The following is a 19,762-nucleotide window of genomic DNA, read 5'->3' on the forward strand; positions in this document are numbered from 1 at the left end:
GGATCCACCACGTGGCGTAGGTGGAGAACTTGTAGCCCTTGGAGTAGTCGAACTTCTCCACGGCACGGATCAGGCCCAGGTTGCCCTCCTGGATGAGGTCCAGGAAGGCCATGCCGCGGCCGGTGTAGCGCTTCGCCAGCGAGACCACGAGACGCAGGTTTGCCTCAAGCAGGTGGTTCTTCGCCTTGCGCCCGTCGCGCGCCACGGCGCGGAAGTCGCGCTTGACCGCAGGCGTGAGCTTGGCGTCCTTATCGCCCTCGGCGGCAGCGCGCTGCATCTCGTCGAGGCGGTGCTGTGCGTAGAGGCCGGCCTCGATGCGCTTGGCCAGCGAGACCTCCTGCTCCGCGTCCAGCAGCGCGACCTTGCCGATCTGCTTGAGGTAGGCGCGCACCGAGTCCGCCGAAGCAGTCAGCTGCGCGTCCTTGCGCGCCTGGCGCAGGGCCGCGGACTCCTCGATGTCCCAGACAGAGGAGGAGTCTTCCTCTTCTTCCTCGTCTTCGCTGTCCTCGTCCGCGTCAGCATCGTCAGCGTCATCGAGGTCCTCGTCGAGTTCGTCCTCATCGAGGTCGTCGGCGAGCTCATCGTCGAAGTCCGCCTCGTCCGCGAGATCCGGATCGTAGTCCTCGTCCTCGCGGTCGTCGGGGTTATCCGCATCGTCGAGCAGCGCGTCGGTGCGCAGCTCGTCCTCATCTACAGCGGAGCTCTCAGCGTGCGCCGCCGTCGCCTTCTTGCGCGTCGTCTTCTTCGTCTTCTTCGCAGTCTTGCGAGCGGTCTTCTTTGTCGCCTTCTTGCGCGTCGTCTTCTTGGCAGTTTTCTTCGTTGCCTTCTTGCGCGCAGTCTTCTTTACCGCTTTCTTCGCGGTCTTCTTCGCCGCCGGTGCCGCGGCGCCGCTCGACCCGTTGCCTGCTCCGCCGTCGGAGGATGCCTGTGCTGCATCGTCGACGCTGTTATTGCCTGAAGCTTCGCTGGCTACCACGTACGCCCTTTCGCCGTTTCGGTCGTTGTCCACTGCCACCACCTCACCGCGGTCCTGCGTTTAAGCTTAAGCCGCACTCCCACATAAAAGGTGGGAGCGCTGCCGCCGCAGTACCGCGCGTGCGCTGCGAACAAGGTGTGATGCACATCTTGTCGGGTTGCGCAATGGTTTCATTTATAGAACGCCCATCTTAACAGGGTGGGGGATGAATCTATTCCAGCCCCCGCCGCGAGTCTTGGCTTTTGCGTTCCTCATGGCCCACTGCGCAGCGGTTTCGCAACGCATCGTTTTAGGTCAAGGACAGTGGCTCTTGTCCGGTGCTCACCGTACATGAAAGCCGACGCGCACCGGTGAGCTGCGCGCCGCCTAGGGCGCGAGATGCGTGTGCGCGGCCATCGCGGCCCCGACGATGCCGGCCCGGTTGCGCAGCTTCGCCGGGATCACAGGCACGTCGACGGTCAGCAGGGGCACCCACTTGTCGGCCTTGCGGGAGATGCCGCCGCCGACCACAAAGGCGGCCGGGTTCAACAAGCGGGCATACTCGTGTAGCACAGCGTCGACGCGCTTGGCCCACTTCTTGTAGCTCAGGTCCTCGCGGTCCTTGGCCGCCGAGGAGGCGAGGTGTTCGGCTTCCTTCCCGTCGAGTAGGAGGTGTCCGAGCTCGGTGTTGGGGAACAGCGTGCCGTCGACAAGCATTGCGGAGCCGATGCCCGTGCCGAAGGTGAGGAAGATGACTGCGCCCTCGCGCGCCTGCGGCTCGCCGAAGGCGACCTCGGCGACACCGGCGGCGTCGGCGTCGTTGAGCACGGCGAGCTCCTCGCGGCCCAGGGCCTCGGCGAAGAGGTCGTGGACCTGTGTGCCCACCCAGGAGGGGTCGATGTTGGCGGCGGTCATGGCAACCTGCTGGCGAATCACCGACGGCAGCGTGATGCCAACCGGGCCCTGCCAGTCGTGCGCGCGCACGATCTGCGCCACGGTGTCCGCCACGGCCTGCGGGGTGGCGGGCTTGGGCGTGGCGATCTTCATCCGCTCGCCGACAAACTCGCCGGTGCGCAGATCAACCACGGCACCCTTGATGCCGGAGCCGCCTACGTCAACGCCAAAGCCCAAGGTGGGCGCGGTCGAAGCCTGGGTATTCGCTGTTGTGTCGCTCATGTACTCAACTCTACAAAACCTCTGGCCTCGGGTGCCCAGGATGCAGCTGTGACGCGGGCCGGGCACGATAGGGAGTATGAATACTGCAGCAAATCACGTTCCCAGCCCCGCCGAGTTACGCGATATGTGCGTCGACCTGGTTACCGATGCGGCCGAGTTCGTCGCGCACCAGCGCGCCTTTTTAACCAAGCATGGTTCCGTGGCGATGGTGGCGGAGACGAAGTCTTCGGAGGTCGACCCGGTCACTGCGGTGGATAAGGGCTGCGAGGCGCGCGTGGCCAAGCGCCTGGCCGAGCTTCGCCCCGACGACGGCATCATCGGCGAGGAGGGCTCGGCGGTGCCCACCCGCACAGGGGTGGAGTGGGTCATCGACCCGATCGACGGCACGGTCAACTTCATCTACGGGGTACCCGCCTACGCGGTCTCCGTCGGCGTGGCCGTCGACGGCGAGCTCGTCGCCGGCGCAGTTGCCGACGTCGCGCGCGGGGTGGTCTACCGCGCGGCGGTGGGTGAGGGGGCCAGTGTGCTTATCGACGGCACCGCGCACCCGCTGCGCGCCTCCCGGGCATCACAGCTTACGACCACGCTGCTCGCGACCGGGTTTGCCTACGATGCGGGGTGGCGGGGCCGCCAGGCCGAAATCCTGCAGCACATCCTGCCCGTCGTGCGCGACATTCGGCGTATGGGCTCGGCCGCACTTGACCTGTGTCGCGTGGCCGAGGGCAGCGTGGACGCCTACTACGAGCACGGTACCCACCCCTGGGACTACGCCGCCGGGGCGGTGATCGCGGCGGAAGCCGGTGCGGTGGTGCACCACCCGGGCTTGGTGGATCGCGGCGGGCAGGGTGCGCTGGTCACCGCGTGCGCGCCCGGGATCGCCGACGAGTTTGCGGACCTGCTGCACAAGGCGGGAGCCCAGCGGGATCTGCAGGCGTAGTTCGGCGCTGTTTTCACCCCCGAAAACCCGACAAAGGTGCAGTATGCGGGGCGAAAGTGACAGACGCAGGCCAATCATTTAGTATTCCGCTCAAACGCGTGCTGATACGACGCTAAATTCCAACGATATTTGAGCTAGGGAGTGCTTGCTATGGCCACGGATTACGATGCACCGCGCCGCCGCCTCGAGGACGATGAAATCACGACCGATTCGCTGGAGGGCCTGAAGGCCGCCGAGGTTGCGGGCAGCAGCATGGACGACGAGGGCGAAATCGTCGAGCCCGTGGAAATCCCGCCGCAGGACCTGTCCGGCGAGGAGCTCAACGTTGAGGTTAAGCCCCGTCAGGACGATGAGTTCACCTGCGCTTCGTGCTTCCTCGTGCAGAAGAAGAAGCGCTTGGCCTACACAGCGGACGACGGCTCGAAGTTCTGCCTCGACTGCGAGTAGCGCCCGCTACATAACCGGCTAGACGATCGGCGCGGGCGGGACTGGTGCCCCGTCCGGAGGCAGGACCTTCGGGTACTTCTTCGACGCTGCGGTCTGACCGGCAGCCAGCGGAGTCACGTCGGGGTTGGTTGCGGCAGCGGCTGCTGCGCCCTCGCCGGGGGCTGGGCGCCAGGGGGTGGGGTCCCAGTTGCCGTCGACAAGCTTGCGCTGCGAGAGCCAGCCAAGTGCAAAGACAGCGGCACCGCAGAGCGCAACGAGGATGAGGCCCAGGGCACCGTCGGCACGCGTTGACCAGCCCAAAAGCAGGCCGAACCAGCCGAAGTCGGCGTCACCGAAGGTGGTGTTGGCGGAGCCGAAGGAGCCGAGCACGCCCAGCAGGAACGCGGGCAAGAACGTAATCAGCAGGCCGTTGGCAAAGGCACCAAGGACCGCACCGCGGCGTCCGCCCGTGGCATTGCCGTAGACGCCAGCGGCACCGCCGGTGAAGAAGTGGGGGACCAGGCCGGGCAGAATCAGTGCGACACCAAAGGCCGGGTTGAGCCACAGGGAGAGCACCGCCAGGCCGATCAGCCCGCCGACGAAGGAAGAGATGAAGCCCACCAGCACGGCGTTCTGCGCGTAGGGGAAGACGATCGGCGCATCGAGTGCCGGGATGGCACCGGGCACCACCTTGGCGGCGATGCCCTGGAACGCCGGGACCAGCTCGCCGAGAATGGTGCGCACACCGAAGAGGATGACGGCCACGGCAACACCGAACTGCAGGCCCTGGGTAAAGGACTGCATGAGGTAGTTGCCCACGCTGGTCGCGCCGCCTTCGAAGGCGGTGAACGCTTCCTCGGTGCCCGCGCGGGCGATGAACAGCAGGGCCAGAACGATGTACATCAGCGCCATGGACAGCGCGGTGGCGACCATGGAGTCGCGGAGGAAGCGCAGGCCCTCGGGAAGCTTGAGTTCCTCGGTCGACGGCGACATTTTTGTGCCCTTGCCGCCAACCACCTTGCCCACAGCGCCTGCGGCGAGGTAGCCGGCGGTGCCGAAGTGGCCGATGGCGATCGAGTCATCGCCGGTGATGCGGCGGGTCCACGGGTGCGCGATCGCCGGCAGGGAGACCATCAAAATGCCCAGTAGGACGGCACCGAAGAGGACGACGAGCCACGAGGAGTAGCCCGCGGGGGCCAGCACCATGGTGAGCATGGTGGCCATGAACAGCACGTGGTGGCCGGTGAGGAAGACGTAGCTCATCGGCGTAAAACGGGCCAGCAGCAGCGAGACCACAAAGCCCAGGATCATGATCCAGGCGACCTGGCTGCCGAATTGCTCTTGGGCAATGCCGACGATCGCCTCGTTGGTGGGCACCACGCCCTGCGCGCCAGTCGCACCAGCGATCATGGCACCGAGTGGCTCAAGGGAAGACACCACCAGGCCGGCACCTGCGCCGATGAGCAAGAAGCCCAGCGTTGCCTTGATCGCCCCGCCAAGTACTTGGCCGGCGCCGCGGCCCATGGCCGCAAGCCCGACCGCGGTAATCAGGCCAATCAAAAAGGCTGGGACGGAGAGAATCTCATTGACAAGAAAGTTCGCGATTGCGAGGAGGAAGTCCATTTCTGTGCCGCCTTAAACGTCGTAGAGCTCGCGCAGAGCCCCATCAATTTCGGACATGTTGGTGAAGTCTTCGATGACATGGACGGGCACGCCGACGTCGCCAAGCGTGGCAGCGATCTCACCGGAGGTGAGCAGGAAGTCAGCTTCCTTCGCGCGCCCCTTCGCCGAGATCGTGTCCGTGGCTTCCACATCGAGGTACGGGCCCCAGCCCCAGGCGTCGAGCACCTGCTCAAGCGTGTTCTTGAGAAACAGTGAGGTGCCCAGCCCGTTGCCGCAGACAGTGAGGATCTTGCCTCTCGACGGCACCGAGTCGCTGCGCTTCTCCGACTGGGAGTCGCGTGGCGCGGCAGCGCCACGCGGCGCGACAGCGGCCTGTTTTGTGCTTGCGGATTTCTTCTTGCCCGCGGTGCGAAGCACCTCGCGCAGCTCCTCTTCCGTGGACACGCTGTCCAAGGCGCTGCGGGTAGCGGGCTTGCCTAAAAGTCCCGCCAATTCCTTCATGGCAGCAAGGTGCTCCGAGGAATCGCGGGCCGCCAGCGCTACCACCAGGTCGACCGGGTCGTTCGACTTGTGGCCGAACTCCACCGGCTGCGCGAGCCTGACCCAAGACAGCGCCGTGCGCTTTACAGCTTCCGACGGGTGGGCGTGCGCGAAGGCGAAACCCGGAGCGACCACGATGTACGGGCCATTGTCCTCGACGGATTGCACCATTGCATCGGTGTAGTCACGTGTGGCATCGCCGGAGCGTTCCAGCAGACTGCCTGCGAGGCGAATGGCCTCGCGCCAATTCCCCGCGCGGCCGTTGAGCTCAACGGCTCCGGGCGCAAGAAGCGTGTTGATTGTGGACATGATTTTTAGGTCCCTCGTGTTGCAGGTACCGGCCGATTCTTCGGCACAGGTCTTACCTACACGTTATTACCAGTACGGTGGTCTGCGTCAAGCTTTCCTGCTGCTAATTTCTTTCGGCTACTGGTGCAGTTGTTTCGGCACGAACGCCTTGAGGAGCGCCTCCGGATCCTTGGAGGAGACCAGCCAGTAGGGGGTGGGGTCCTCCGGGTCGTCGAGGACGATCAGCGCGTGCTCCGGCACCCAGGCGTGGGAGACAAGGTAGGCAGCGGGGTCGAGCTGGCGGCCCAACGCGTTCTGCCGGGCCGATTGCGGCACTTCCATCGCGCGCGAGACGACGGTCGCGGGCAAGTTTGCGTCGTTGACGCGCAGCCAGCGAGAGCCATCGGGGTCCTGCTCCACCGCGACGGTGGTGCGCGACAGCCAGGTCAAGTACCAGCCGATGAGGCCGCCGATGAGGATCAGCGGGATGATAAACCACCACACGTTGCGGTTCAGCGCGAACTGCGCGGCCAGCAAAAATGTCAGGAAGGCACCTGCGGCCCACCAGTACCAGGGCACCCACTGGCGCTCACGGTAGAGCACCTTCGCGGCACCTCCTGCGGTGGGGGAGGTGTGCTGTGTGGACTCGTTGGAATAGCGCGGGTTTTCAGACACGCATGCAACTTTAGTTGAGTTTGGAGCCATTGCCGTAATGTGGGCGACCATGGACGCCACCACCAACAGCCCTCGAGATCATGATGCTGAACCGCAGTCCGCGCTCGGCCCAATCCCGCTGAAGCGCTTGGACCCAGAACTGCCGCTGCCAAAAAGGGCGCACGCGGGGGATGCGGGCGCGGACCTTTACGCGGCGGAGACCGTCACGCTTGCCCCGGGCCAGCGCGCCCTGGTCGGCACGGGTGTGGCGCTCGCCTTGCCGCTGGGCACGGTGGGGCTGATCCACCCGCGCTCAGGCCTGGCCGCGAAGCACGGGCTGAGCATTGTGAACACTCCCGGCACGATCGACGCCCAGTACCGCGGCGAGCTGAAAGTGTGCATGGTCAACACTGACCGAGACGAGGCGTTTACGATCGAGCGCGGCATGCGGATCGCCCAGCTGGTCGTGCAGCGGGTGGAGCTGGTCGACTTCGTGGAAGTCGATGAGTTAGACGACACTGAGCGCGGTGCCGGCGGCTATGGCTCGACCGGCACCAACTAGGGCACAACTAGGGGGCAACAGGGGTGAGCCAGGCAGAGCTAAAGCCTTAAGACTGCAGGCTGCGCGCTAAGGTCGAAAGCGCACTACGTACCACCTACAGTGGCGTATAGGGATAGACGTACATAAAAAGGAAGCGCCGGTCGGCGCGAGGAGGACACACCACCATGGCATTGTGGCCATTTGGCAAGAAGAAGGAAAAGGCCGCACAGGAAGCACAGGCCGCCGCGCCGCAGCAGGAGCAGGACACGCAGGAGCCCCAGGCTCAGGACGTGCAGGAGAGCGCTGCGTCTGAGGCGTCGACAAGCACTGCGACTGTCGAGGCCCCGCTTGAGCAGGCCGACGGTACGACCCGGCTTGAGGATTATGACGCGGTCAACGGCAGCACCGGCCCCTTCGACGGCGACAATGTCAACATCGAAGACTTCGACTTCACCGACTTTTCCAACGCGACGCTGAACCTCGGCTCCATCAAGATCCCCTTCCCGAAGGAAGCGCAGGTGCAGGTGGAGATGGGCGAGCAAGGGCCGAAGATGGTCCACATCGTCACCCGCCACGGCCGCATTACCCCGGTGGCCTTCGCCGCCCCACGCTCGGGCGGGCTGTGGGAGGAATCCGCAGAAGAGATCGCCGAGGGCATGCGCAACGAGGACATGCCCGTGCGCTTCGAGCAGGGTCCGTGGGGCAAGGAGATCATCGGCACCGGTACTAATGGCGTGATCCGCATCATCGGCGTGGAGGGCCCGCGCTGGCTGTACCGCGTCACCCTGGCGGCACCGACCGGGCGCGAAGACGATATGGCGAAGTTGGGCCGCGAAGTGGTTGCCCGCTCCTTTGTCTACCGCGGCAATGACCCGATCCTGGCCGGAAACTCGCTCCCGGTCACCCTGCCGAAGCAGCTGGCCCAGCAGGTACAGCAGGCAGTGGAGCAGCGCGCGCAACAGGGGCAGCAGGCAGCGCAAGGCTCCGCCCCGCAGGCTGGCAACCCGAACGCGCTGAGCGATGCGCTCAAGCAGATCATCGCCCAGAACAACGACTTCAACAAAGATAAGTAAGCCGTAATACGCAATGACCAATCCCGCCATCGCACCGGGCGAGCACATTGAGGTGACCACCCGCGCGCTGGCGCACGGCGGCGAGGCCATCGGTAACGCACCCGATGGCCGCGTCGTTTTTGTGCGCGGCGCGCTGCCCGGCGAAACTGTCACCGCCACGCTAACCAAGGTGAAGAAGCGCTGGGCCCGCGCTGACCTGCTCGAGGTCACAACAGCCTCGCCGCACCGCGTGGACCCCACCTGTCCGGCCGCGGCAGCAGGGGCCGGCTGCTGCGATCTAAGCTTCATCGACCCGGCCTACCAGCTGGAGCTGAAGACACAGGTACTGCGCGGCCAGCTGCAGGCATTGGCGGGCCGTTCGAACGTCCTGCGCGGGCTCGACCTGGACGCCGCGCTTGCAACCCGCGCGCTGGCACCCGCCCGCGGCTGGCGCACCCGCGTGCGCCTGGGCGTTGACGCTGCCGGACGCGCCGGGCTGCGCAAGCTGCGCTCGAACGACGTGGTCGCGGATGCGCTATGCACACAGGCTGTACCCGGGCTTCTCGACGGGCTCGTCGGCCCCGGAGCGCGCAGCTTTACCCCTGGCGCCGAGGTCATCGCCGTGCGCGACGCCACCGGCACCCGGCACCTGGTGGAGACCCGCCGGGTGCAGCGGGGACGGCGTGCAGAGACCGTCGATAAGCGTGTGGAAGGCAGCGGGATCGTGGAAGAGCACGTGGACTCGCGTACCCTGCACTTTCCCGCGACGGCCTTCTGGCAGGCGCACGTCAACGCACCGCAGGCTTACGCCGACGTGGTGGCGGAGTGGGGCAGTGCACAGTACTCCCGGCCGGTGGCCTGGGACCTCTACGGCGGCGTCGGCATGTTCGCGCCCGCGCTCAGTTTTGCTACCGGCGGCGGGCGAGTGGAAACCGTGGATTACTCGCCAGCGGCGACCTCCTCGCCCCAGCCGGGCCTTGCGGACCTAGATCTGCACGTGACCAACGCGCGCGTCGAGGAAGCCATCGCCCAGCTGCCCGCGCCGGGGCTCGTTGTGCTCGACCCACCGCGCGCCGGTGCTGGTGCCGAGGTCGTGCGCGCGGTAGCGGCGGCGGGCCCGGAGCGCGTCATCCACGTTGGCTGCAACCCGGCGACGCTCGCGCGCGATCTGGCGAGCTGGGGCGAGGCAGGCTTTGCCGTGGAGCGCCTGCTGCTTATCGACGCCTTCCCCAACACCCACCACTTTGAAACGATGTGCCTGCTGCGACCTGCCGACCAGTAGGGCTACGGGCGCAGACGAGTCACGGTGTAAGATGACGTGAAATACAGGCTGGGCGGTGGTTTTTCGCCCACCTGCGGACGGACTGTAGGGCGAGAGAAGGAGAGCTTGAGGACAGTGGGAATGCTCGAGGGACTCACATCGCCGGCGGACATCAAGTCGCTTTCGAAAAGCGAGCTGCGCGCACTCGCGGAGGAGATCCGTCAGCTGTTGATTTCCAAGGTGTCCGCGACCGGGGGACACCTGGGCCCCAACCTCGGCGTGGTTGAACTGACGCTCGCGCTGCACTACGTCTTCAACTCGCCGGATGACCCGATCATCTTTGACACCTCGCACCAGTCCTATGTGCACAAGATCCTCACCGGCCGCGCGGGCCAGTTCGACACGCTGCGCAAGAAGGGCGGCCTATCCGGCTACACTGCGCGCGCGGAATCCGAGCATGACTGGACGGAGTCTTCGCACGCGAGCGCTTCGCTGTCGTACGCCGACGGGCTGTCGAAGGCGAAGGAGCTTTCCGGCCGCGGCTCGGACAAGGTCGTCGCCGTGGTCGGCGACGGCGCACTGACCGGCGGCATGTGCTGGGAGGCGCTGAACAATATTGCAGCGGGCGAGCGCAACGTGGTCATCGTGGTCAACGACAATGGGCGTTCCTACTCGCCGACGATCGGTGGCTTTGCCAACAACCTCACCAAGCTCCGCGGCCAGCTGGCGGCGCTGCGCATGCAGCCGGGCTATGACGAGGTGATGGAAAACGGCAAGAAGACGCTGAAATCCATGGGCTGGGTCGGCGAGCGCACCTTCGATGCGCTGCACGCGCTCAAGGAGGGCGTGAAGTACCAGGTGCTGCCCACTGAGATGTTCTCGGATCTGGGCATGAAGTACGTCGGCCCGGTGGAGGGCCACGACCTGAAGGCGCTCATCAGCGCGCTGAAGTACGCGAACAGCTACGACGGGCCGCTGATCGTGCACGTGGTGACGGAGAAAGGCCACGGTTTTGCCCCCGCGGTGAACGACGAGGCGGATCAGATGCACTCCACCGGTGTCATTGACCCGGTGACCGGTGCCTCGCTGGCCAAGTCCGCCCCGGGCTGGACCAGCGTGTTTACCGAGGAACTCCTGCGGGCAGGCCGCGAGCGCGAGGACATCGTGGCGATTACCGCCGCGATGGCTGGCCCGACCGGGCTGCAGCCTTTCGCGGAGCAGTTCCCGGACAGGTTCTTTGACGTGGGTATTGCGGAGCAGCACGCGATCACCTCTGCCGCGGGGCTCGCGCTCGGCGGGATGCACCCGGTGGTCGCGGTCTACTCCACCTTCCTCAACCGCGCCTTCGACCAGCTGCTCATGGATGCCGGCCTGTTGCACCTGCCGGTGACCGTCGTGCTTGACCGGGCCGGTGTGACCGGCTCGGACGGGGCGAGCCACAACGGCGTCTGGGACCTTTCTTTGGCCTCGATCGTGCCGGGTATCCGGATCGCAGCACCACGCGACCCGCAGCGTCTGCGCGAGGAGTTCGGCGAGGCAATCGCGGTGACCGACGGTCCGACGATCGTGCGTTTCCCGAAAGGGAAGGTGGGCGAGGACATCCCGGCCCTGGAACGTCGGGGTAACGTCGATGTGCTGCACCGCCCGGCGGAGACCGCGGAGACAGACGAGGCCCGCCTCAACGTGCTCATGGTGGCCATCGGCACCTTTGCTGCACCCGCCTGCGCGATCGCCGAAGAGCTAGGTACCGAGGGCATCGACCTGACCGTGGTGGACCCGCGCTGGGTGATCCCGGTTGCCGCCGAGCTGGTTGACATGGCAGCGGAGGCTGACCTGGTGGTGGTCTACGAAGACGGCCTGCTGCGCGGCGGCGTTGGATCCGCCGTGGCGGAGGCGCTGCACGCGGTGGGTGTGGACACGCCGCTGCGTCAGTTGGCGTTCCCCTCCGTGTTCCCGGAGCACGCCTCGCGCGACGAGGTGCTCGCGGAGTACGGGCTCGACGAGGCAAGCGCGACGGCGCAGGTGCGCCAGTGGGCGCTGGAGTTGGCTGACCGCTAAACCTGCGCCGCGAGTCCAGCACGCGCATTTCAGCACGGAACAGCGTTATGCGCGGTTCGGGGGAGTGGGCACGTCGTGCGCTTTGGCGGCCACGATAAGTGGTGCGACCATCTCGCACTGCCAGGGGCGCGCCCCGGCGTCGGCAAGCGCCGCGTACGCCTGGTCGATATCCCAGGCGGTCTCTGCTTGCATTGCTTTCCACAGCACCGTTCGCAGCGTTTTCGTGGTTATCACCGTGGACGTATTCAGGTCGAGTTCTGCCGCGAGCTTCTCAACCGCGGCCTTTGTTTCCGCGATGCACTCCCAGGCTTGTGGGTAGTGCTTCTTCAGCGTGGAGGTAGAGGGTATCCCCGAGGCACTGCGCTCTGGCCGCGGCCACGTTGCGGGGTCTTGGGCACGCGCGTCGGCAAGGACAGACGCGCAGCGCTCCGCGGCGCCGCGACGCCGGCGAGGAAACCCCGGGGTCGCGCGGATCTCGGCGACGCTGCGCGGCCGGTTCGCGGCAATGTCCACCAGCACCTTGTTCGGTAGCAGGCGCATTGGCGAGCGGTCGTGCTTGCGGGCGAGCGCATCCCGGTGCTCCCACAGCGCGCGGGCGAGCTGGAGCGATTCAGGGGAGTTGAATCGGGAGATACCTTTCACGTCGCGCCAGGTGCCTGCTTCCGGGGCCTGCGAGCGCGTGTGGAGGACGTGGGCGAACTCCTGCTCGGCGATGTCGAGCTTGCCGTCCTCGGCAAGCAGACAGGTCAGCGCGTCAGCGAGGTCGTGGAGGTAGAGCACGTCTAAGGCGGCGTAGTCCTGCCACGCCCTGGGCAGCGGGACGGTTGACCAATCTTCGCGGCCGTGGCCCTTCTCCAGGTGGATGCCCACAAACTCCTCGACCATCGCGCCGAGATTGGTGCGGTCGAAGCCCGCGATGCGCCCGGCGAGCTCAGTATCAAACAGGGAACCTGCGAAAAGGCCCAGCTCGGCTAGCGAAGGCAGGTCTTCGCCAGCGGCGTGCAGGATCCAGGTGCCGTGGTTGAGCACCGGCGCAAAAACGTCCTTGAACTCCTCGCGGTGCCCCTCGGGGGCAAGCAGAAAGGTGCCAGCCCCGGGGCGATACACCTGGACGAGGAAGGCGCGGTCGTCGTAGCGAAACGTGGAGGCGCGCTCGGTATCTACCGCAAACGGGCCGCGCCCGGCTAACAGGCGTGCGGCAGCACGATGAAACCCTGCTGGCTCATCGATGAGTTCGTACTGCAGTTGCTGTGACACTTCAAGGAAGTTTAGCGGTTCCCCAACGCGGTGACACCTTCAGGCGGCAAGCCTGCGACGTGCGCGAGCACCTTGGCAAAGGCTTCGACGTGCGCTGCGAGGTCGATGCCTTCTGCGGTCCAGGAGGCGCGCATCTCCAGCTGGTAGGCGCGCGGCGGCCCGCCGATCTCGCCGAAGCGCACGGACGCGGTGGAGGTGACGGTGCCGCCCAGGTTGGTAAAGCCGGCCCCGGTCTCGTCGAGGGATTCGTTGAGCCACTGCCACGCGACGTCGGGAAGCAGCGGGTCGGAGGCCACAGCATCATCCATGTCTGCCTGGATGTAGGCCACCAGTCGCATGGAGCCCTCCCAGGCCTCCTCCGCGTCGGGGGAGTGCAAAAGGATGAGGCGGCCGAACGCGTCGCCCTCGGAGTCGACCGGGATCGGCTCGCCGGGCTTGGTCTCCTGCGGGCGCTCGACTTCGAGGCCCACGGCGTGGCTGTACGGCGCGGGGCGCTGCGGCGGGCGGATCGTGCCCAAGGTGATCTCCGGGCGCAACTTCGCCGCGTGCATGGACTCCACCGCGGCGGAGAAGTCTGCGGGCAGGCTGGCCTGCTCGCTGTGCGTGTCGCGCGTGCCGTTGCCCGTCTGGGAGGAAGTGTCCGAATTCATCACAGGAATTAAGGTAAACGTGAACTGTGGGATCGGGTGGGAGGCGCGCCGTGGGTGAAAGCGCGTAGACTTGCATACGACTTTCGTTTGAGGTGGCCTCTTTCGGGCCACAGGAAGGGAGAAGAATCCTATGGCCAAGCTTGACTTCGATGCGCTCAACGCCATGCAGCGCTACCTGCAGTTTGCGGTTTTTCGCGCGATCCCCGGTGCGCTAGGCTCTGAGCGCGAGGAGCTGACCAAGGAAGCACAGCAGTTCTTCGCGGATCTTGAAGCGGAGGGCAAGGTCGTGGTGCGCGGCATCTACGACAACACCGGCATCCGCGCCGACGCGGATTTCATGATCTGGTGGCACGCGGAGCACTTCGAAGAGCTGCAGAAGGCACTTGCGGACTTTCGTCGCACGACCACCCTGGGTCAGCTTCTTGAGGTGGCGTGGCTGGGCAACGGCCTGCACCGCCCGGCCGAGTTCAACAAGTCGCACCTGCCCAGCTTCATTATGGGCGAGGACCCGGAGGCGTGGATTACGGTCTACCCGTTCGTCCGTTCCTACGAGTGGTACCTGCTGGATCCGCAGGAGCGTCGCCGCATCCTGGCCAACCACGGCAAGGCGGCGCGCGACTTCGCCGACGTGCGAGCGAACACGGTCGAGGCGTTCACACTCGGCGATTACGAGTGGATGCTCGCCTTCGAGGCGCCGACCCTGGCGCGCATTGAGGAGCTCATGCACACCATGCGCTACACCGAGGCCCGCCTGCACGTGCGCGAGGAGATCCCGTTCCACACGGGCCGCCGCGTCGCAGGCATCGGCGAGATCATCAAGGTCCTGCCTTAGGGGCCGATTGCTTATCGACGCGGCGGGGCAGGCTCACGCGGCGTCGATAAGCAAAGCTTTAGCGCTCCTCGAGGGTCAGCGAGATCGAGTTGATGCAGTAGCGCAGGTCGGTCGGGGTGTCGAAGCCCTCGCCTGCGAAGACGTGGCCCAGGTGCGAGTGGCAGTTCGCGCACAGCACCTCGGTGCGGACCATGCCTAAGGAGCGGTCCTCGCGCTCGATGACGGCGTCGCCCGCCAGCGGGGTAAAGAAGGCGGGCCAGCCGCAGTGGGCGTCGAACTTGGAGGAGGAGCGGAAGAGCTCCGCGTTGCAGGCGCGGCAGCGGTAGACGCCCTCGGTGGTGGTGTCGGTGTATTCGCCTACGCCCGGCGGCTCGGTGCCGGCCTCGCGCAGCACGTGGTACTCCTCCGGGGTCAGCCTTTCCTTCCACTCCTGCGGGGAAAGCGAGGCGAAGTCGGGGGTATTGTCAGCCATTGTGGGCCTCCTTAGCCGGGGTTTGCGTTTGCACCGACACTACCCACGCAGCGACCGCGACGATGAATATGGCCCACCCGGCCGTGGGCAAAAACGTCCCGAGCCAGCGGCCTGTTAGCCCCATGACCTCGGCATCGAAGCGCAGCGGGCTCACGCACAGCAGCAGGCCCAACCACACGGTGCCGGTGTGGAAGGGGCTTGCTTTGTGCAGCGCGGTGAAGGCGGCGGGGAAGAGCATCATGGTGTAGTAGGCCTGGCCCAAGGAACTGAGCAGGCAGACCCCGGCGAGCAGTACTGCTGTGGAGCAGGTGAGCCAGAGCCACTCGTCGGTAAAGCGCCAGCGGGCCAGGCCAAGCACCGCGACGGCGACGGCCGCGGCGAAGAGGACAAAACACAGGCCGTGGAGCCATCCCGGCATGCCAAAGTAGACGGCGAAGCCCGCGAGCGAGGAGTTTGCGTAGTCGCGGGTGGTGCTCAGGTACGGCACGAGCCTGCCGAAGTAGTCGCCCGCGCCCGGGGTGAGCGGCCACGCGATCGCGTTCAACAGCACGGGCACGGCGATGCCTGCGAGTACGGTGCGCAGCTGTAGTTGCATGAGCGGCAGGACCAGCAGCGGGGCGAACATCGGCTTGATCAGGATGGCCAGGCCAAGGATGACGCCCGCGTGGATGAAGCGGCGCGCGCGGTAGCTGGCCAAAAACGCGGTGAGCGCGAGAAGCAGGATGCCGTTGATGTTGGAGAACACCAGTGTGTTGGTGACGGCCTCGGTGGCGAAGGCCAAGCTGAGCGCGACGGGGAAGACCGGGCCTCGCAGGCTGCGGCCGGCCAGCGTGGTGGACCAGGCGAGTGCGGCGATGATGGCCAGCGCGTTGGCCAGGATAAACAGCGGGCGTACCGCGTTCGGGTCCGCGGCGAGCCCCAGCGGGGACAGCAGCAGGGTAGCGCCGGGGTTGTACAGGTAGTGGGGGTCCACGTAGTGGTAGACCTCGTTGTAGACCGGCACGCGCTCGACGAAGCGGCGGGCAGCTGCCCACACGGTGGTGAAGTCGTCAGTCGGGGAGCCCTGCCTGGCAAGCACGAAGACGCGATGGATGATCAACAGCACCGCCAGCGGCCAGGCGGCAGCACGGGCTGTGCGGGCGGCGGGGGACAGCGTGCGCGTCGTGGCGTTTGTGTGCGCCCCCTGCGGGGCGGGTGCGGTCCAGAAGGTGTCCAGGCGTTGGGCCCAGCCGGGTCGAGAGTCTTGCGCGTTTGTCACGCGCCTAACCGTACCGAATCAATTACCCCTCGCGGGAAGCGGCAGCGCCGGGCAAGCGGTAGCGCACGAACATCATGGAGTCCTCGCTGACGCGTACGTCCTCGACCTCGAGCGAGGTGGTGTAGTCGCCACCGCCGCCGAAAAGCGGCTTTTCCACGTTGCCCTGGAGCGTCGGGTCGATGGTCAGGTGCAGGATATCGCCCAACCCTGCGGCCAGCAGCATGCCGTAGAGCCCGGGCCCGCCCTCGCAGGAGATACGGTTGAAGCCTTGGGCGCGTAGCGCGTCGATAATCGAGCGCGCGGAGCCATCGCCAGTGGAGAGGATGCGCCCGCCTGCCTGCCGCAGTGCTTCTCGACGCCCCGCGAGCGCCGGATCGTCGACGCAGTGCTGCGGGGCGAGAAACAGCGGGGGCACTTCGGTGTCGTAGAACAACTGCGTGTCCACGTCAAAGTCGAAACTCTCGGTGATGATCGCCAGCGGCGGAACTTCCGCTTGCCCGCGCGCTCGACGCTGGGCCTTGTCGTCGGCGGTGCACTTGACCCCGAAGTAGTTTTCCGCCCGAGCGGTGCCGCCGCCGACCAACACCGCATCGGACCACACACGCAGCAGGTTGAGTAGCTCCGAGTCGATGCTGTTGCCAAGCGAGCGGGACGTGCCGTCGAGCGAGGCCGCGCCGGACACCGTCATCACCGCAAGCAGGCGCAGTTGCGGGACCGAAGGGGGCAGTACAGTGCCTAACAGTTCCGCTGGTTCAATTGTGCGGCGCGCGTCTACCATGGCGTCAAGCGTACACATCTGACCGTCGGGATTTTGGAGGAAACAGCACGTGGACGATCGCTCCCCGCTCGTAGAAGAAGCGCGGCGGGTATGGATAGACGGCGACAACCCGGACAGGCTGTTCGCCGCACTCTTTGACCCAGACGCGGCAGGCATTGGCTGGAAGCAGCACATTTGCGAGCTCGCGCATGAAGTGTTCGGTGAGACCGTTTACCGCAACATCGACGCCTTTGAAGCGATGTTCAATGCCGTCACCGACGCGACGTGGAAAGCACGCGAGTGCAACCTCGGAGAGCACAACGAGGAGTGGCTCCGGTTGCTGCCGGAATGGGCTAAGCAGTCCCGCACGGCGGAGTTCGCACTCATCCTTATCGAGCTGCAACTCCACCGCTTCAACTTCGACCACGACGGCATTCGGCGCGTACTCGACATGGCAAGCGACGCACCCCTTCGCTTCCATAACCTGTCGGTGACCGTCAACCTCAACCAGGTCTTTCTCACCTTCGCCAGGCTGCTTGCGGGGCGCAGGATTGACCCGCAGCACGTCTTCGACGCCGTGGGAGTCTCACACAGTGACGGTCAAGACACCGCCGTCTCGCAGCTGGAACCGGTGCCGCTGAAGCTTAAGCACCTCATGCTCCACGGGCTGTGGCTCTACCCAGACACCGAGTACGGGGAGCAAATTCTCGCCTTCTCCGAAGCAATCTTGCGTTACCACTCGCCAAACGACTTCGTCGCGCACTACCGGCGTGCCGAAGGCTACCGCCGCATGGCGGCTGTGGAGGCAGCGCCACGCTCCGACGTGTTCTCCGGGCATACAGTTCGCTCCCGGGACGACTTTTATGCCGAGGCATTGCACTCAGTACAAATGGCGATTAAGAACCTGCCAGCAGATGCAACAGCCCTGCACGCAGAGTTCGTCTCCTACAGGATGATGATTGCCACCGAGCGCCAAGTGCAACACTCCATCCAAGGCCGCGTTGATACGGAGCTCGCACACGTCAGCGCCGAGGTAGAGCGGATGTCGGAAAAGATCGAAGCAGAATCACGCAATAGTCTCTTACGGAGTATCGAGATCCTGTCTGTCTTCCTCGCCGTCATCGGAGTGCTGTCCTTCAACATTTCGCTCGCAGGGCTGGAGAACGTGGGCACGCTCGAGCGATTCGGCTTGATCCTTACCGCCGGGGTCATCCTGGGTGCCTTCTCCTGGATGGTGCACGTGGCCGTCTACCGCCACACGCACGCCGAGCCGGTAGTCGTGAAAACACGACGCAAACAGATACGAGAACTCCAACAGCGAATTGCAGCACTTGAGGAAAGGACGAAAGATGGCCGTGACTGATAAGGACTGCGAGTACGTCGCCGACGAACGCAGCATCGAGCCGGGCACCTACGACATCACCGAATATGCGCCTGCCAAACAGGCAATCGTCGACTACCTGCGGGCGCGCCTTGAAGCAGTACTCGAGCGCTGGCCGGGACGCCCAGTGCTCATGCTCTCCGGCGGCGTCGATTCGATCCTCATCGCCGCGGTGCTCGCCCAGCTGCGCACTGATGTTCTCGCGGTGACATTTAGCCAAGACTCCTCGCAACAAGCCGCAGAGGAGACCCGGGTGGCGCGCGAGGTAGCACACGCGCTCGGCTTTGAGCACCACGTCGTCGCACCGCGCGGAGAAGCGCTGGAGGAGCTTCTCGGGGAAACCGTCGACCGCCTTGAGTCCGCCGAGCCCTGGGAAGTGCTCTCAGGGGCTATTTTGGTGGCCGTCGATAAGCTGAGGCAGGAGCATGGTGCCGACGGGGCACTGATCACGGGCGCGGGCGCGGATGCCCTGTTTCTCGGTGGGAAAACCATCGATGCGACTGCCGAAGATTACCTCCAGCAGTGGGATGCCCAGGTCCGCCGGGGGATCGAGGCAAACTTCACCCGTGAGCGCTTCATCCCGGATTTCTACGAGCGGCTCATTGCGGAACCACAGCGCCACATCCAGGTTTGGCAGACGCACGAGGCAGTCGATCTCGCACTGCGCATCCACCCACGCGTGACCCGCGGAGCCGACCTCACACAAGACAAGGAGCTCTTCCGCCGCATCGCCGCCGACCTAGGCATCAACCCGGAGCTCGTGCAGACCACGAAGAACCCGATGCAGGTCTCGTCCGGAGGCCTAGATGCCATCGTCACGTTGGCACGGCAGCAACTGGCGCGCCGGGCGGGGGAGAAGACCTACTCCGATCCGATGAAGGAGCCTCTGGAGTTTACGGTCGCGCGCTTATTTCTCGCACAGCTGGAAGACCAGACGCGCGGCGAGTAGGCGGATTTTTCTGATCGGCAGCACTGGTGTGGGTTGGCCCGATGCCGGTTGTCCTAAAGGGAGCTAGCTCCATTTAGGCACGGGTCGTCTGGAAAACGCCAGGTCGCGCGGAGCTGACTGTCCTAAATGGAGCTAGCTCCGTTTAGGCGGGGCCTCGGGTCCGGGACCCAACTGCAAAGAAAAACTCACGCCCCCGTCAATACCGGGGGCGTGAGTGATAGTGGAGCGGATGACGAGACTCGAACTCGCGACCCTCACCTTGGCAAGGTGATGCGCTACCAACTGCGCTACATCCGCGTGGCAAACGTTGAGGTTTACCGTATGAGCCCTCTTGCGAGGACTCTGTGCGCGATACTGGGATCGAACCAGTGACCCCTACCGTGTCGAGGTAGTGCTCTACCGCTGAGCTAATCGCGCGGGCTGTTTCCAGCTTGGAGGTGGATACGGGAATCGAACCCGTGTACACGGTTTTGCAGACCGTTGCCTAACCACTCGACCAATCCACCGTGGAGCTTAACCTCCAAAAGTACCCATATGTACTTGGAGCGGATGACGAGACTCGAACTCGCGACCCTCACCTTGGCAAGGTGATGCGCTACCAACTGCGCTACATCCGCGTGGCAAACCTTTGAGATTTACCTTCCGAGCCCTCTTTCGAAGACCCTGTGCGCGATACTGGGATCGAACCAGTGACC

General features: G+C 65.3%; 19 protein-coding genes and 4 tRNA genes. 9 read left to right on the forward strand and 14 right to left on the reverse strand.

The features are described 5' to 3' along the window. The coding region (locus HMPREF2550_RS12560; protein ID WP_141760560.1) for a sigma-70 family RNA polymerase sigma factor at positions 1-976 on the reverse strand (976 nt) is incomplete at its 3' end. Between the two features lie 366 nt (positions 977-1,342). Further along, a complete protein-coding gene (ppgK, locus tag HMPREF2550_RS07250; RefSeq protein WP_070790516.1) occupies positions 1,343-2,131 on the reverse strand; it encodes a polyphosphate--glucose phosphotransferase in 789 nt (262 codons plus the stop codon). A 76-nt stretch (positions 2,132-2,207) separates the two neighbouring features. Here ppgK and HMPREF2550_RS07255 point away from each other — a divergent pair, with 76 nt between their 5' ends. Together HMPREF2550_RS07255 and HMPREF2550_RS07260 are read left to right on the forward strand one after the other, a co-directional pair. Next, positions 2,208-3,068 (forward strand): inositol monophosphatase family protein, encoded by an 861-nt coding sequence (locus HMPREF2550_RS07255; RefSeq protein WP_070790517.1) that lies wholly within the window; start codon positions 2,208-2,210, stop codon positions 3,066-3,068. A 150-nt stretch (positions 3,069-3,218) separates the two neighbouring features. Continuing rightward, positions 3,219-3,515, forward strand: coding sequence for a DUF4193 domain-containing protein (locus HMPREF2550_RS07260; protein ID WP_038590949.1), 297 nt, complete (start codon positions 3,219-3,221; stop codon positions 3,513-3,515). Positions 3,516-3,533: 18 nt separating this feature from the next. Here HMPREF2550_RS07260 and HMPREF2550_RS07265 read toward each other — a convergent pair whose 3' ends face one another. From HMPREF2550_RS07265 to HMPREF2550_RS07275, 3 genes are all read right to left on the reverse strand, one after another. Further along, positions 3,534-5,117: a PTS ascorbate transporter subunit IIC gene (locus tag HMPREF2550_RS07265; RefSeq protein WP_070790518.1), complete on the reverse strand. Its 1,584-nt coding sequence runs from the start codon at positions 5,115-5,117 to the stop codon at positions 3,534-3,536. Positions 5,118-5,129: 12 nt separating this feature from the next. Further along, positions 5,130-5,966, reverse strand: coding sequence for a PTS sugar transporter subunit IIAB (locus HMPREF2550_RS07270; RefSeq protein WP_070790519.1), 837 nt, complete (start codon positions 5,964-5,966; stop codon positions 5,130-5,132). A gap of 117 nt (positions 5,967-6,083) precedes the next feature. Continuing rightward, positions 6,084-6,620 (reverse strand): DUF3093 domain-containing protein, encoded by a 537-nt coding sequence (locus HMPREF2550_RS07275; protein ID WP_246817488.1) that lies wholly within the window; start codon positions 6,618-6,620, stop codon positions 6,084-6,086. Positions 6,621-6,669: 49 nt separating this feature from the next. Between HMPREF2550_RS07275 and dut the strand changes: the two genes are divergently transcribed. The 4 genes from dut to dxs all read left to right on the forward strand — a co-directional run bounded on the left by dut (position 6,670) and on the right by dxs (position 11,511). After that, complete coding sequence (gene dut, locus HMPREF2550_RS07280; protein ID WP_070790571.1) at positions 6,670-7,161, forward strand: dUTP diphosphatase; 492 nt, start codon at positions 6,670-6,672, stop codon at positions 7,159-7,161. 164 nt (positions 7,162-7,325) lie between these two features. After that, the gene (locus HMPREF2550_RS07285) at positions 7,326-8,213 is read left to right on the forward strand and encodes a DUF3710 domain-containing protein (protein ID WP_070790520.1); all 888 of its coding nucleotides are present in this window, start codon (positions 7,326-7,328) and stop codon (positions 8,211-8,213) included. Between the two features lie 13 nt (positions 8,214-8,226). Further along, on the forward strand, positions 8,227-9,474 hold the full coding sequence (locus tag HMPREF2550_RS07290; protein ID WP_070790521.1) for a class I SAM-dependent RNA methyltransferase: 1,248 nt from the start codon (positions 8,227-8,229) through the stop codon (positions 9,472-9,474). Positions 9,475-9,588: 114 nt separating this feature from the next. After that, positions 9,589-11,511, forward strand: a complete 1,923-nt coding sequence (gene dxs / locus HMPREF2550_RS07295; RefSeq protein WP_070790522.1) for a 1-deoxy-D-xylulose-5-phosphate synthase — start codon at positions 9,589-9,591, stop codon at positions 11,509-11,511. A 45-nt stretch (positions 11,512-11,556) separates the two neighbouring features. Here dxs and HMPREF2550_RS07300 read toward each other — a convergent pair whose 3' ends face one another. Further along, positions 11,557-12,768 (reverse strand): HRDC domain-containing protein, encoded by a 1,212-nt coding sequence (locus tag HMPREF2550_RS07300; RefSeq protein ID WP_070790523.1) that lies wholly within the window; start codon positions 12,766-12,768, stop codon positions 11,557-11,559. A gap of 11 nt (positions 12,769-12,779) precedes the next feature. Next, positions 12,780-13,418: a DUF3000 domain-containing protein gene (locus tag HMPREF2550_RS07305; protein WP_070763829.1), complete on the reverse strand. Its 639-nt coding sequence runs from the start codon at positions 13,416-13,418 to the stop codon at positions 12,780-12,782. Positions 13,419-13,548: 130 nt separating this feature from the next. Here HMPREF2550_RS07305 and hemQ point away from each other — a divergent pair, with 130 nt between their 5' ends. Beyond that, positions 13,549-14,250: a hydrogen peroxide-dependent heme synthase gene (gene hemQ / locus HMPREF2550_RS07310; RefSeq protein WP_070763831.1), complete on the forward strand. Its 702-nt coding sequence runs from the start codon at positions 13,549-13,551 to the stop codon at positions 14,248-14,250. Between the two features lie 58 nt (positions 14,251-14,308). On the opposite strand, the gene msrB is transcribed toward hemQ, so the two are convergent. The 3 genes from msrB to HMPREF2550_RS07325 are packed head-to-tail and all read right to left on the reverse strand — an operon-like array spanning position 14,309 to position 16,758. Continuing rightward, positions 14,309-14,722: a peptide-methionine (R)-S-oxide reductase MsrB gene (gene msrB, locus HMPREF2550_RS07315; RefSeq protein WP_070763833.1), complete on the reverse strand. Its 414-nt coding sequence runs from the start codon at positions 14,720-14,722 to the stop codon at positions 14,309-14,311. Continuing rightward, positions 14,715-15,980: a glycosyltransferase family 87 protein gene (locus HMPREF2550_RS07320; RefSeq protein ID WP_246819782.1), complete on the reverse strand. Its 1,266-nt coding sequence runs from the start codon at positions 15,978-15,980 to the stop codon at positions 14,715-14,717. Before HMPREF2550_RS07320 ends, msrB begins: the two co-directional genes overlap by 8 nt. Positions 15,981-16,002: 22 nt before the next feature. Then, on the reverse strand, positions 16,003-16,758 hold the full coding sequence (locus HMPREF2550_RS07325) for a pyrimidine reductase family protein (protein WP_070763977.1): 756 nt from the start codon (positions 16,756-16,758) through the stop codon (positions 16,003-16,005). A 49-nt stretch (positions 16,759-16,807) separates the two neighbouring features. Here HMPREF2550_RS07325 and HMPREF2550_RS07330 point away from each other — a divergent pair, with 49 nt between their 5' ends. Next, positions 16,808-18,100, forward strand: a complete 1,293-nt coding sequence (locus tag HMPREF2550_RS07330; RefSeq protein WP_070790524.1) for a hypothetical protein — start codon at positions 16,808-16,810, stop codon at positions 18,098-18,100. Next, a complete protein-coding gene (locus HMPREF2550_RS07335; RefSeq protein WP_070763837.1) occupies positions 18,087-19,067 on the forward strand; it encodes an asparagine synthase C-terminal domain-containing protein in 981 nt (326 codons plus the stop codon). The genes HMPREF2550_RS07330 and HMPREF2550_RS07335 overlap by 14 nt, the downstream gene beginning before the upstream one ends. 221 nt (positions 19,068-19,288) lie before the next feature. On the opposite strand, the gene HMPREF2550_RS07340 is transcribed toward HMPREF2550_RS07335, so the two are convergent. The 4 genes from HMPREF2550_RS07340 to HMPREF2550_RS07355 form a co-directional block, all read right to left on the reverse strand. Next, positions 19,289-19,364 (reverse strand) — tRNA-Gly (locus tag HMPREF2550_RS07340). Between the two features lie 48 nt (positions 19,365-19,412). Beyond that, a tRNA-Val gene (locus HMPREF2550_RS07345) sits at positions 19,413-19,484 on the reverse strand. Between the two features lie 15 nt (positions 19,485-19,499). After that, positions 19,500-19,573 (reverse strand) — tRNA-Cys (locus tag HMPREF2550_RS07350). A 35-nt stretch (positions 19,574-19,608) separates the two neighbouring features. Then, positions 19,609-19,684: transfer RNA gene (locus tag HMPREF2550_RS07355), tRNA-Gly, on the reverse strand. Between the last annotated feature and the right edge of the window lie 78 nt (positions 19,685-19,762).

It is taken from the genome of Corynebacterium sp. HMSC074A01, assembly GCF_001831515.1.
Taxonomy (GTDB): Bacteria; Actinomycetota; Actinomycetes; order Mycobacteriales; family Mycobacteriaceae; genus Corynebacterium.

What these genes read in the sequence shown, in the direction of transcription:
- ppgK (WP_070790516.1), bottom strand. Translation starts at nt 2,131, where the DNA reads ATGAGCGACACAACAGCGAATACCCAGGCTTCGACCGCGCCCACCTTG.
- HMPREF2550_RS07255 (WP_070790517.1), top strand. Translation starts at nt 2,208, where the DNA reads ATGAATACTGCAGCAAATCACGTTCCCAGCCCCGCCGAGTTACGCGAT.
- HMPREF2550_RS07260 (WP_038590949.1), top strand. Translation starts at nt 3,219, where the DNA reads ATGGCCACGGATTACGATGCACCGCGCCGCCGCCTCGAGGACGATGAA.
- HMPREF2550_RS07265 (WP_070790518.1), bottom strand. Translation starts at nt 5,117, where the DNA reads ATGGACTTCCTCCTCGCAATCGCGAACTTTCTTGTCAATGAGATTCTC.
- HMPREF2550_RS07270 (WP_070790519.1), bottom strand. Translation starts at nt 5,966, where the DNA reads ATGTCCACAATCAACACGCTTCTTGCGCCCGGAGCCGTTGAGCTCAAC.
- dut (WP_070790571.1), top strand. Translation starts at nt 6,670, where the DNA reads ATGGACGCCACCACCAACAGCCCTCGAGATCATGATGCTGAACCGCAG.
- HMPREF2550_RS07285 (WP_070790520.1), top strand. Translation starts at nt 7,326, where the DNA reads ATGGCATTGTGGCCATTTGGCAAGAAGAAGGAAAAGGCCGCACAGGAA.
- HMPREF2550_RS07290 (WP_070790521.1), top strand. Translation starts at nt 8,227, where the DNA reads ATGACCAATCCCGCCATCGCACCGGGCGAGCACATTGAGGTGACCACC.
- HMPREF2550_RS07305 (WP_070763829.1), bottom strand. Translation starts at nt 13,418, where the DNA reads ATGAATTCGGACACTTCCTCCCAGACGGGCAACGGCACGCGCGACACG.
- hemQ (WP_070763831.1), top strand. Translation starts at nt 13,549, where the DNA reads ATGGCCAAGCTTGACTTCGATGCGCTCAACGCCATGCAGCGCTACCTG.
- msrB (WP_070763833.1), bottom strand. Translation starts at nt 14,722, where the DNA reads ATGGCTGACAATACCCCCGACTTCGCCTCGCTTTCCCCGCAGGAGTGG.
- HMPREF2550_RS07325 (WP_070763977.1), bottom strand. Translation starts at nt 16,758, where the DNA reads ATGGTAGACGCGCGCCGCACAATTGAACCAGCGGAACTGTTAGGCACT.
- HMPREF2550_RS07335 (WP_070763837.1), top strand. Translation starts at nt 18,087, where the DNA reads ATGGCCGTGACTGATAAGGACTGCGAGTACGTCGCCGACGAACGCAGC.